Annotated in this window: 10 protein-coding genes; 6 read left to right on the top strand and 4 right to left on the bottom strand. The window is 67.4% G+C overall.

Annotated features, from left to right (window positions below; all coding sequences use genetic code 11):
- Positions 1 to 47: 47 nt before the first annotated feature.
- Entirely contained in the window at positions 48 to 1,337 is a 1,290-nt protein-coding gene (locus tag AC1RLU_RS19010; RefSeq protein WP_492797463.1) for an ABC transporter substrate-binding protein, read from the top strand.
- Positions 1,337 to 2,089: an SDR family NAD(P)-dependent oxidoreductase gene (locus AC1RLU_RS19005; protein WP_492797462.1), complete on the top strand. Its 753-nt coding sequence runs from the start codon at positions 1,337 to 1,339 to the stop codon at positions 2,087 to 2,089. Before AC1RLU_RS19010 ends, AC1RLU_RS19005 begins: the two co-directional genes overlap by 1 nt.
- Positions 2,090 to 2,095: 6 nt before the next feature.
- Here AC1RLU_RS19005 and AC1RLU_RS19000 read toward each other — a convergent pair whose 3' ends face one another.
- The 4 genes from AC1RLU_RS19000 to AC1RLU_RS18985 form a co-directional block, all read right to left on the bottom strand.
- Positions 2,096 to 2,845 carry an SDR family NAD(P)-dependent oxidoreductase gene (locus tag AC1RLU_RS19000; protein WP_061966197.1) on the bottom strand — a complete coding sequence of 250 codons (750 nt, stop codon included), beginning with the start codon at positions 2,843 to 2,845 and terminating at the stop codon, positions 2,096 to 2,098.
- A 112-nt stretch (positions 2,846 to 2,957) separates the two neighbouring features.
- The gene (locus AC1RLU_RS18995) at positions 2,958 to 4,667 is read right to left on the bottom strand and encodes an SUMF1/EgtB/PvdO family nonheme iron enzyme (protein ID WP_492797460.1); all 1,710 of its coding nucleotides are present in this window, start codon (positions 4,665 to 4,667) and stop codon (positions 2,958 to 2,960) included.
- A 20-nt stretch (positions 4,668 to 4,687) separates the two neighbouring features.
- A complete protein-coding gene (locus tag AC1RLU_RS18990; RefSeq protein WP_492797458.1) occupies positions 4,688 to 5,131 on the bottom strand; it encodes a DUF4399 domain-containing protein in 444 nt (147 codons plus the stop codon).
- A complete protein-coding gene (locus AC1RLU_RS18985; RefSeq protein ID WP_492797456.1) occupies positions 5,131 to 6,387 on the bottom strand; it encodes a DUF4399 domain-containing protein in 1,257 nt (418 codons plus the stop codon). The genes AC1RLU_RS18990 and AC1RLU_RS18985 overlap by 1 nt, the downstream gene beginning before the upstream one ends.
- 167 nt (positions 6,388 to 6,554) lie before the next feature.
- Here AC1RLU_RS18985 and AC1RLU_RS18980 point away from each other — a divergent pair, with 167 nt between their 5' ends.
- From AC1RLU_RS18980 to AC1RLU_RS18965, 4 genes are all read left to right on the top strand, one after another.
- Positions 6,555 to 8,000, top strand: a complete 1,446-nt coding sequence (locus AC1RLU_RS18980; RefSeq protein ID WP_492797454.1) for a caspase family protein — start codon at positions 6,555 to 6,557, stop codon at positions 7,998 to 8,000.
- A gap of 49 nt (positions 8,001 to 8,049) precedes the next feature.
- A complete protein-coding gene (locus tag AC1RLU_RS18975; protein ID WP_492797452.1) occupies positions 8,050 to 9,231 on the top strand; it encodes an OmpA family protein in 1,182 nt (393 codons plus the stop codon).
- A 222-nt stretch (positions 9,232 to 9,453) separates the two neighbouring features.
- A complete protein-coding gene (locus tag AC1RLU_RS18970) occupies positions 9,454 to 10,230 on the top strand; it encodes a transporter substrate-binding domain-containing protein (RefSeq protein ID WP_492797451.1) in 777 nt (258 codons plus the stop codon).
- A gap of 155 nt (positions 10,231 to 10,385) precedes the next feature.
- On the top strand, positions 10,386 to 11,096 hold the full coding sequence (locus AC1RLU_RS18965; RefSeq protein WP_113584385.1) for a GntR family transcriptional regulator: 711 nt from the start codon (positions 10,386 to 10,388) through the stop codon (positions 11,094 to 11,096).
- Positions 11,097 to 11,157: the final 61 nt, after the last annotated feature.

The following is an 11,157-nucleotide window of genomic DNA, read 5'->3' as shown; positions in this document are numbered from 1 at the left end:
GAGGAAGCGGCGCATCACGCCCGAAAACGAACACCGGAGGACAATCGATGACATCCCGCATCTCGCGCCGCCGGTTCGGTGCGCTCACCGGCGCCGCAGCCGCCGCGGCGCTTCTCCCGCGCGCCGCCTTCGCCCAGGAGAAGACGCTGACCGCGCTCGGTCACCGCGTCCACCAGAATGCCGCGACGACCGGTCCCGGCGGCGACGCCACCGAAGCCTTCCGAAAGGCGAACGACGCCAATGTGAACTGGGTCACGTTCGGCGATGTCAACGCGGTTCATGAGCGGCTGCTGCGCGAGGCTTCGCTGTCGGAGACCTCGATCGACGTCGCCTATCTCGTCAATGGCCGCGCGGTGCCGCGCAATCTCCAGCTCTTCGAGCCGCTCGACGCGCTGATGAAGCAGGCGCCGATCGAGGCCTTTGACGATTTCGCGCCGGGCCTGCTCGCCCCGCTCAAGGTCGGCGATGCCCTGCACGGCATCCCGGTGCGCCACGCGACCAACGCGCTGATCTACAACGAGGCCCTGCTGGAAGAGCGCGGCGTCACCAAGCTGCCGACGACATTCGAGGAGCTGGCGGAGCTGGCCCGCAAGCTCACCTTCAAGCGCGAGGATGGCACGCAAGTCTACGGCCTCGCCTTCACCGCCGTCTTCGCCTCGAACTTCCTGACGCTCGCCCGCTGCCTCGGCGGCGACTACATGACGACCGACGGCAAGATCGTCGCGGCCGAGCCGCCGATGGTGAAGACGCTCACCCTGCTCGCCGATTTCTACAAGGCCGGCGTGCTGCCGCGGAATTTCGCGACGGTGAACAACGAGGAGATCACCACCTGGATGCAGCAGGGCCGGGCTGCCATGACGATCAACCCCTTCGCCCGACTGGTGACCTATAACGACCCCTCAAAGGGCAAGTATGGCGGGCGCTTCAAGTCGCTGCTGCCACCGATGGCGGCCGATCTCGTCGGCAAGGTCGCCTTCGCCCCGACGACCGAGTTCTGGGCGCTGATGATCCCGAAGAACGCCAGGCAGAAGCCGCTGAGCTGGGAGTTCATCCGCGCGCTGTCCTCGAAGGCCGGCACGACCGCCATGGCGCTGAACGGCAACGGTCCGGTGCGCATCTCGACCTATGCCGACGAGAAGCTGAAAGCCGCGATGCCCTATGCCGCCGACGAGGCCGCCGCGCTCAAGGCTTCGCGCATCCACCTGCCAGCCTTCGACGAGCAGGCCCGCGCCCACGACATCTTCATCGAGGAAACGCAGGCCGCCGTGCTCGGCCGCAAGCCGGCGCAGCAGGCGATGGACGATGCGACGGCGCGCGTGAAACCGCTGCTCGGCTGATGACGGGTCCGCTTTCAGGCCGCATCGCGCTGGTCACCGGCGCGGCGCGCGGCATTGGGCTGGCGATCGCGACACGCCTCGCGGATGCCGGCGCGCATGCCATCATCCATGACCGGGACGCCGCCGCCGCCGACGCGGCGGTCGCCGACCTGCGGGCGCAAAACCACGCGGCCACGGCCCTGATCGCCGACCTCGCCGAGCCGGCCGCCCCCGCTGCGATGGCCGCGCAGCTCATGGCAAAGGGCACCGAACCCGATATCCTCGTGCTCTGCGCTTCGGTCGAGATGCTGGAGACCTGGGACGCGGTCTCGGAAGCAGCGATGGCCGCCCAGACGCAGATCAATCTCCACGCCACCGTCAGGCTGTTGCAGGCTTTCCTGCCGGGGATGCTGTCGCGCGGCTTCGGCCGGGTGATCGCGATCGGCAGCGTGCAAGAAGCGCGCCCCAATCCGACGCATCTCTACTACGCCGCCACCAAGGCCGCGCAGACCAATATGATCCTGAACCTCGCCCGCACCACGCAGGCGCCGGACATCACCTTCAACATCGTCAAGCCCGGCGCCATCCTGACGGACCGCAACCGCGCCGTGCTGGCCCAGCCCGGACGGGAGCAGCAGGTCCTCGCCCGCATCCCCTTGGGCCGGATCGGCAGGCCTGAGGATTGCGAGGGCATCGCGCTGCTGCTCTGCTCGCCCGAGGGCAGCTATATCAACGGCGCCGAGATCGCCGTGGATGGCGGCTTGCGGCTCTGACCGGACTTAGGGCCCGACGAGCTGCCCGCCATCGACGACGATGCTCTGGCCGGTGACCCAGCTCGCCTTGGCCGAGGCGAGGAACAGCACGACCTCGGCGATCTCCTCAGGCCTGCCCATCCGCCCGAAGGGAATGTTCGCCAGCGTCGCATTGTAGAGCTCGGGATTGGAGGTCTTGCGGTTTTCCCATGAGCCGCCGGGAAACTCGATCGAGCCCGGCGCGACGCAGTTCACCCGGATGCCCTTGCGCGCCAGCATCTTGGCCTGGCTGCCGGTGTAATGCATCACCGCAGCCTTGATCGCGCCATAGGGCGCCGAGCGCGCCGAGGCCCGTAGGGCCGAGATCGACGAGATGTTCACGATCGACGAACCCGGCTGGAGATGCGGGATGGCCGCATGGCTGCCGCGCACCACGGCCATCATATCGACGCTGAGCGAGGCCGCCCAGCCGTCCTCGTCATCGCTCTGGCCGAAGCCCGACGCGTTGTTGACGAGAATATCGAGCCCGCCGAGCGCCTTCACGGCCTCAGGCACATAGGCCTCGATCTGGCCGGCATCGGCGAGATCGACGGTCGCCGCATGGGCGGCGACGCCCAGCGCCGCGATCTCCTGGCGCGTCGCTTCAAGCGGCCCGGCGCTGCGTGCGCAGATCGAGACGGCCGCCCCGCCCGCGGCGAAGCCGAGCGCGATCGAGCGGCCGATGCCGCGGCTGCCGCCCATCACGATCACGCGCTTGCCGGTGAATTCCTTGGCCATGCGGGCCTCCCCTTCCTGATTGATTCCCGGTCTGTATTGCCGGCGGAAAGGCACGCGCTTCAAGGCAGGCGGCACGCATGCCGCCCCTGCAATTCAGGGAGGAATGATTGGTCTATCGGTCCCGCGCGACACGAAAACCATTAGTGTAGAAGCGCACGTCGGCTTCGTATTTGAAGCGCGCGGCGGAACGCAGATAGCGCGGATCGTTGTTGAACGAGCCGCCGCGCAACACCCGCTCGCGGCAACCCCCGACCGTAAAGGCGCTGCCGTCGCGGGGCGCGCTGCGATAATTCTCGCTCCAGCAATCGGCGACCCATTCGGCGGCATTGCCGGCCATGTCGTAGAGACCGAAGGCATTGGCGGGGAACTGGCCGGCCGCAACGGCGCTGCCGCGCTTCTGGTCGTTGCAGCCGAGGCAGTTCGCGCGGTCCTTCACCAGGGCCTGGCCCCAGGGATAGGTCGTCGTGGTACCGGCGCGCGCGGCGTATTCCCATTCGCTCTCGGTCGGCAGGCGATAGGGTTTTCCGCTCCGGGCCGAGAGCCAGGCGAGATAGGCATTGGCATCGTTCCAGTGGATATCGGTGACCGGCCGCTTGCCGCGGCCGAGCCCGCGATCGTCAGGCCGGTAGTTGCAGCCGCCCTGGTCGATGCAGAGATCCCATTCCTCGAACGTCACCTCCCGCACCCCGAGCAGGAAGCCGCGGATAGTCACCGGATGCACCGGCTTCTCGAATTCGTAGAGATCGTTCGAGCCCATCTGGAAGCTGCCTGCGGGGATCGCGACCAGTTCGGGACAGCCCGCGCAATCGCGCTGCGGTGCGCCGGCGACCGGCTGGGAAGCGGCTGGCGGCGCCGCCACTGCAGCAACGGCGGCAGGGGCAGCAGGCGCAGTCGGGCCGGCCCGATATTCCTGCTCGCGCGTGCGGGCGAGCGAGGCGAACCGCCCGTTCGGATAGGCATCGAGATAGGCACGGTACTCCGCGGCGCTGCGGCTGTTGCGGATCGATTCCCAGAAAGCGAGATCATAGGCCGAGTCCTGGGTCGCGCCCGGTGTCTGGGGCGGCGGAATGACGGCGCGGCTGCCCTGCGCGACGGCGACCGGCCGAGTGATCGGCGTGACCACGAGCCCTTTGGATGGCTCCGCCGAGAGCCAGACCTGCTGGCTTCGCCGGGTTTCGCGCGAAACCGTGTCCCGCACCTGCTTCAGCGCCTGCGTCATGTCCAGCCCCGGCGTCCGGATCGCCTTCAGCCAGGCGGCGACCGCGCGGTCGGGGCCACCCGGCAGCGTCTTGCCCGGCGCCGTCGGGAACAGCACGGCGATCCCTTCCATCGGCTCCAACGGCAGGAGCCCCTTCGCCTTGCCCTGCCAGGGATTGTCGCGGCCGGCATTCAGAAACACCAGGGCGCTCGCCGGCCGGGCAACGATCAGCGGATCGATGATCTCGTCGAGATCGACCACCCCCTCAGCGCCGTTCTGCGTCGAGACCAGGAAATTGCGGTTCCGCTGCTGGATCGCGTGGCCGCTGTAGAAGACGACGACCTGCGCGCCGCGCCGGAGCTTGCTGGCAAAGCCGGCGATCGCCTGCCGCAAGGCATTGCGGTCGGCATTCTCGACGGCGACGACATCGAAGCCGCCGGCGCTCAAGGTCTCGGCGACGGCGCGGCCTTGCTGGGCGGTGCCGGCGATCGGCGCCTCCGGATAGGCTTCGTTGGCAATGACGAGGGCGACACGCGCAGGCTCGCCCGGCTGCTGGGCAAAGCCGGGCAGACCCGACAATCCCTGCAGCACGATCGCAGTGGCCAGAACGCGCAACCAAGCCATCGGCAGACGATATCCTTCAGCTAGCGGACATTGACCGTGATCTTCGGCGACATCACGGGCGGATTATGCGGCGTATGATTGTGGTCACCGAGCAGCAATTGCAGCGTGTGCCGGCCCTTGGGCAGCGTCACCACCACTTCCGTCTGCCCGTTGCCGAGATGGATGTTGTTGTAGTCGGACGGGATCGGCTGGTCCGGCGGGCCGGGATCGGTATCGATCAGCAGATGATGATGCCCGGTTCGGGCGTGATTGACGCCTGCCGGCGCGACGCCCATGCCGCGCAGGCCGATCCGCACGGTGAAGCGCTCGGGAACGCTCAAGCCATCGATCGGATAGTGGAAATAGACTTGCGCGCCCGGCGGAGCCGGCTGGCGCGTGGCGGTCTGCGCCGCGACTTCTGAAACGAGCCCCTGCCAGGCCATCAGCGCGACAAGGCCGGCTGCTGCGATGCGAGCTTGCGACATCACCGGCGCCTCCTCGCATGCGGACCACCCGGCGCCACGATCACCGTGATGCGCTCCGAGATCACCGGCGGATCGTGGGGCAGATGGTTCTCGTCCGCGAGCAGGAGCTGCAGCGTGTGCCGCCCGTTCGGCAGCGTCAGCTTGTATTCGGTCTGGCCGCCGCCGAGATGGATATGGTTCAGATCGGCCGGGATCGGCTCGTCGAACGAGGGCGGCCCGGCATCGACCAGCAGGTGGTGATGGCCGGTATTCGGCTTGGCGACGCCGGCCGGCGCCACGCCCATGTTGCGCAGGCCGAAGCGGATCGTCGAGGTCGGATAGATCCGGTCGCCATCCCTGGGATAGACGAAATAGACCGCGGCATCGTTGGGCGACGCCGTGCGGGCTTGGCCGGCGCCATGGACATGCTGTGGCGCCGGAGCTGCGACAGCCGGCTGCCCGTCGGCGACAACGCGGACCCGGATGCGCTGGGACACGACCGGCGGATCATGCGGCACATGCTCGTGATCGCCCATCAGCAGTTGCAGCGTATGCTCGCCGGGCGGCAACGAGAGTTCGACCTCGGTTTGCCCGCGCCCGAAATGCAGATGGTTGAAGTCGCTGGGAATCTCGCGGTCCAGCGCCGGCAGCTCGGTATCGACGAGGAGATGATGGTGGCCGCCGTTCGCGCTGGTGGTTCCGGCCGGCGTCACCGATATGCCCTCCGCACCGAAGCGGATCTTGGCGCGGCTCGGGATCGTCGCGCCGTCCTGCAGATCGATGAAGAAGACACGGGCGCCGGGCGCGGCGACTGAGCGTGGTTTCTCAGGCGCCGCCGAGACCTCGACCGTGATGCGCTCCGACACCACCGGCGGATCATGCGGCACATGATTGTGGTCGGCGAAGAGCAGTTGCAGCGTGTGCTTGCCAGGCGTGAGTGCAATCTCGGCCTCGGTCTGGCCGCCACCGAAATGGATATGATTGAAGTCGCTGGGGATCGGCTGGTCGAGCGGCGGCAATTCGGTATCGATCAGCAGGTGGTGATGCCCGGCATTGCGCATCGCCTGCCCGGCCGGCACGACCTCCATGCCTGAGATCGCGAACCGCACCGTAAGCTTGGCGGGAACCTGTGCCTTGTCGGCGAGGCCGACGAAGGAAAGACGCGCCGTCGCGGGGGCCGGGCTGCGCTGCCGGGCGCGATCCTGCGCCGATGCGCCCGCGAACGGCATCGCCAGGGCAAGACCCAACAGGAGAAGCGCCGGCGCAATGCGAAGCATCAGCGTCTTCCTTTCGCGAGAAGATAGGCCGAAGGCTATCAGCGACGATTGCAGCCTTCAAGCAAAACGCCGTCCCTTTTCGATGAGGACTATGCTTTGTTCTGGAGATGGCCGGGATCATGCATTAGCATGACGTAGAGGCTGCGAGCAGCCTCCAGGATGCACCCATGACCCTCGTCGCCAGACTCTGCGGCCTGCTCCTCATGCTCTGGTCCGGCCTTGCCCTGGCCGAGACGCCGCCCGATCGCCGCGTGGCGCTCGTCATCGGCAATTCCAGCTATCGCAATGCGCCGGCGCTGCCGAACACCGTGAACGACGCACGCGACATGGTCACCGCCCTGCGCAAGGTCGGCTTCGAGGTGGTCGACGGCATCGATCTCGACAAGCGCGGCATGGATGCGGCGCTGACGCGCTTCGCCCGGCTGGCGCAGGATGCCGACGCCGCGATGTTCTATTTCGCCGGGCACGGCTTCCAGTTCAACGGCGAGAACTATCTCGTGCCCGTAGAGGCCAAGATCGAGGACGAGGTCGGCGTCCAGTACGAGACGACCCGGCTCAACGATGTCGTCACTGCGCTGAATTACGCAAAGGGCGTCAAGATCATGGTGCTCGACGCCTGCCGCAACAATCCGTTCGTCGGCTTGCTCGCCAAGCGGCAGGCGACGCGCGGTTTCTCGGTTGCGTCGGGTCTCGCCCCGGTCCAGCGCGCACAGGGCATGGTCATCGCCTATGCCACGCAGGCCAACGACGTCGCCGCCGACGGTGCCGGCCGCAACAGCCCCTTCACCGCCGCTTTGGTGCGTGAGATCGACCAGCCCGGACTGGAAGTCGCCGCGCTGTTCCGCCGCGTCCAGAAGAGCGTCTACGACACGACCGCCGGCAAGCAGACGCCGGAACTCTCGCTCTCCCTGCTCGGCGATTTCTACCTCAACCGCGAGGAGACCGATGCCGATGTCTGGCGCCGCATCCGCGCCAGCGACGACACCACCGCCTTGCAGGCCTTCATCCAGCGCTATCCGCAGAGTTTCTTCGTCATCGACGCGCGTACGCGGCTCGATCTGCTCGAACGCCGCTCCTTGGTCTCGAGCGATCGTGAGAAACTCATACGCGAATTCGCCGAGCGCGAACGTGCGCTGCTCCAGCGCCTCGAACGGGCGGAACAGGGGCGGCGGCAGGCCGCCGACGATCTCGCCCGCAAGGATATCGGCGACGCGGTCGGCGTCCCGCCGCCCGTGCCGGCTCAGGGCTCAGCGCCTGTCGCCATCGCCCCTGCCCTACCCGCGTCGCGCACGCAGGACAAGGCGGAACGCGCGCGCCTCGCCGACGAACTCGCCCGCCGGGAATCGGAGCTCGCTGCGATCGAGACGGAAAAGCAGCGCCTCGCCGAGGAACGCAGGAATGTCGAGCAGGCCATGGCGGCCCGGCTCGGTGTATCCGGCTCGCTGTCGCCGAACCGATCGACGCAGCCCGTCGCCCTGCCGGGTGCCGCACTGCGCCCGCCGGACGCCGCACCGCGCGGGCGAGCCTCCGGCGAATGCGCCGAACTTTTGATGCGCGCGCAGCTCGGCGATCTCACGCCGGCGGGGCGCGAACAATTGCGGCAATGCCGCTGATGCAGGGTGGCCGCGGCGGGAAGCCCGGCCGAAGCCGGAGAGGTGAGGCATGGCAGGCTTTGTCCGCTTCAAGACCGTCATGATCGCCCTGGCTTTACTGGGGGGCACCATATCGGCCGGCGCCCAGACCGCGCCGCCACCGCCAACCCCCACGCCCTTCGCCGAGGCGCTGCGCAAGGCGGCCGACGACCTCTTCACCAAGGCGGCCGTCTCCGGCGACAGGATCGAACTGGTGATCGACCCGCTGATCGACGCGGCCTCGGGCGCGCAATCGACCGCGACGCGCTCGATGCAGGCGACCCTGATGGAGCTCGTGCGGACGAACTACCCGCGTTTCACCGTCCTGCCCTTCGACAGCGAAGCCCTGGCGAGCAAGCCGGTGGTGCTGGTCGGGACCTTCACCGCCGTGAACAACCAGGGCGTGGCGGACGGCCCGCGCGACGCCTACCGGATCTGCCTGACGCTGGCCGATCTCAAATCCAACAGCATCGTCTCCAAGGGCGTCACGCGCGCCCGCACCGAAGGCGTCGATACGACGCCGACGCCCTATTACCGGGACTCGCCGCTCTGGGCGAAGGATCAGGCGACGGACGCCTATATCAAGACCTGCCAGGGCACGAAGCTCGGGGACCCGATCGATCCCGGCTATGTCGAGAAGCTCACCGCCAATGCGCTGATCAATGACGGCATCCTCGCCTATGAGACCCAGCATTTCCGCGAGGCGCTCGCCTTCTATCGGACGGCGCGCAGGCTGCCGGGCGGCGAGCAGCACCGCGTCAGGATCGGGACCTATCTCGCCGCCAGCAAGCTCGCCCGGCGCGAGGACATGGTCGATGCCTTCGGCGACCTGATCGATTATGGCCTCGGCACGGACCGATTGATGGTGAAGCTGCTGTTCAAGCCCGGCACGACGCAGTTCATCGACGATCGCCAGATCACCGAGCCCTATCCGATGTGGCTGAGCCAGATCGCGACGCGCTCGCGCCAGAAAGGCGCCTGCCTGGAGATCGTCGGCCATACCTCGCACACCGGCCTGCCACAGGTGAACGACCGGCTCTCGGCGCTGAGAGCGCAGTTCGTCATGGATCTGCTGCTGACCGGCGCACCCGACAATCGCGGCCGCATGATCGCGACCGGCCGCGGCTTCAAGGAAAACCTCGTCGGGACCGGCAAGGACGACGCCAGCGACGCGCTCGACCGTCGCGTCGAGTTCAAGGTGATCGGCTGCTGACGCGGAGCGCGACGGCACTGCCCTCTCGCCCCTTTCGATTCGGCGGGCCGCTGTTGCGGTGGCGCGCGGAAAAGCGGAAGCTGTACGCCCTCACGCAAGCTTTCCTGCGATCGACAAGGCTATCGACACCGTGCTGACCCGCCCTACATCGCGCCCCTCCGATTTCGGCCACAAGACCGGCACGACGCGCTTCAGCGCGCAAACTCTGCGGACGGCCTGACGATGACCGAGGAAGCCAAGCGGATCGGCGCGATCATCGGGGCGCCACCCGAAGCTGTTCGCCAGGCGCTCTCGCGCCATGGCGTGCTGCGGGCGGGCATCAACCTGTCGAACTTCCTGCTGGTTTCCAGCCGCACGGCCGATGGCGGCCCGGCCGGCGTCTCGCCGGACATGGCGGCGATCCTCGCCGAATGCCTCGGCCTGCCACTCCAATACGTCACCTATCCATCGCCGGGCCCGCTCGCGGATGCGGCCGAGCGCGACGAATGGGATGTCGCGCTGGTCGGGGCCGAGCCGCAGCGCGCCGCAGTGATCGACTTCACCCCGGCCTATACCGAGATCGAGGCGACCTATCTGGTGCCGGCGGGCTCGGACCTGCAATCGGTGGCGGAGGTCGATCGTCCGGGCCGGCGCATCGCGGTCGCCGCGCGCACGGCCTATGGCCTCTGGCTCGAACGGAACATCCGCGAGGCCGAGCTCGTCACCGGAGAAGGTTTCGACGGCGCATACCAGCATTTCGTCGACCGGAAGCTCGATGCCCTCGCAGGCTTGAGGCCGAAGCTGATCGAGGACGAGAAGACGCTGCCGGGCTCGCGCATGCTCCCCGGCCGCTTCATGGCGGTCCAGCAGGCGCTGGGCACCCCCAAGGCCTCCGGCATCGCCCTCGACTATCTCAGGAGCTTCATCATCGCCGCCATCGAGAGCGGGGTCGTCGGGCGGCTGATCGCGAAGCATGGCGTCACCGGCCTCTCTGTCGCGGAGCCGCCTCCCGGCAGCTAGACCGGCAGCTCACCGGCCTTGTCGAGGTGACGGAGGTTCGCGACGCCACCCCGTTCAGCCGGAATTGAGAGGAGGGCAGCCCCGGGAAAGTGCCGGGCTCCGATTGATCGATCGCCGTACAATCCGTATCCCTCTTGTCGACAAGAGGGTTTTCCATGACCGCCACCAAGACCAAGGCAATCCCCGCCCCGGAGCGCAAACGCGGCTCCGGCGTGAAATTCGTCTACGATCTGCTGCGCGATGAAATCCTCGATCTCGTCCTGCCGCCCGGCAGTCCGATCGACGAGGTCCAGCTCGCCGAGCGCTTCCAGATGTCGCGCACGCCGATCCGCGAGGCGCTGGTGCGGCTGGCCGGCGAAGGGCTGATCGACACGCTGCCGAACCGCTCGACCATGGTGGCCAATCTCGACTTCTTGAACATGTCGCCCTTCTTCGACGCGCTGACTCTGATGTACCGGGTGACGACCCAACTCGCCGCCCAGAACCGCCGGCCGGAGGATCTGGAAGCAATCCGCGCGCGGCAGGCGGAATTCGCCGCCGCAGTGAAGGCGCAGGATGCGCTGGCGATGATCGCGACCAACGCCGCCTTCCATGCCGCGATCGCGGAAGCCGGGCGCAACCCCTATTTCAACAGCCTGTTCAGCCGCCTCCTCGACGAGGGTCGGCGCTTCCTGCGGCTCTACTACCAGTCCTATGACGACCGGCTGCCGCAGCAATTCGTCGACGAGCACGAGACCATCGTCGCCGCGATCGTGGCCCGCGACACGGCTCTGGCGGAGCGCCTGGGGAAGGCTCATGCGGAACAGATCGTCAGGCAGATTCAGAAGCTCATGATCGGCGAAGACAGGCTCGACATCGCGCTTTGAGTTTCTTGCGTAATCATTGTCGACAAAGAATATGCAAAATACTATAAAAGCCTTGGGAGGA

This window comes from Allobosea sp. GW822-FHT05A11 (genome assembly GCF_058800455.1).
The sequence above is the reverse complement of the archived record's forward strand: the minus strand, read 5'-3'. Positions and strand labels throughout refer to the sequence as shown.

Excerpts from the sequence above, each read along its gene's own strand:
- AC1RLU_RS19010 (WP_492797463.1), top strand. The coding sequence starts at position 48 with ATGACATCCCGCATCTCGCGCCGCCGGTTCGGTGCGCTCACCGGCGCC.
- AC1RLU_RS19005 (WP_492797462.1), top strand. The coding sequence starts at position 1,337 with ATGACGGGTCCGCTTTCAGGCCGCATCGCGCTGGTCACCGGCGCGGCG.
- AC1RLU_RS19000 (WP_061966197.1), bottom strand. The coding sequence starts at position 2,845 with ATGGCCAAGGAATTCACCGGCAAGCGCGTGATCGTGATGGGCGGCAGC.
- AC1RLU_RS18995 (WP_492797460.1), bottom strand. The coding sequence starts at position 4,667 with ATGGCTTGGTTGCGCGTTCTGGCCACTGCGATCGTGCTGCAGGGATTG.
- AC1RLU_RS18990 (WP_492797458.1), bottom strand. The coding sequence starts at position 5,131 with ATGTCGCAAGCTCGCATCGCAGCAGCCGGCCTTGTCGCGCTGATGGCC.
- AC1RLU_RS18985 (WP_492797456.1), bottom strand. The coding sequence starts at position 6,387 with ATGCTTCGCATTGCGCCGGCGCTTCTCCTGTTGGGTCTTGCCCTGGCG.
- AC1RLU_RS18980 (WP_492797454.1), top strand. The coding sequence starts at position 6,555 with ATGACCCTCGTCGCCAGACTCTGCGGCCTGCTCCTCATGCTCTGGTCC.
- AC1RLU_RS18975 (WP_492797452.1), top strand. The coding sequence starts at position 8,050 with ATGGCAGGCTTTGTCCGCTTCAAGACCGTCATGATCGCCCTGGCTTTA.
- AC1RLU_RS18970 (WP_492797451.1), top strand. The coding sequence starts at position 9,454 with ATGACCGAGGAAGCCAAGCGGATCGGCGCGATCATCGGGGCGCCACCC.
- AC1RLU_RS18965 (WP_113584385.1), top strand. The coding sequence starts at position 10,386 with ATGACCGCCACCAAGACCAAGGCAATCCCCGCCCCGGAGCGCAAACGC.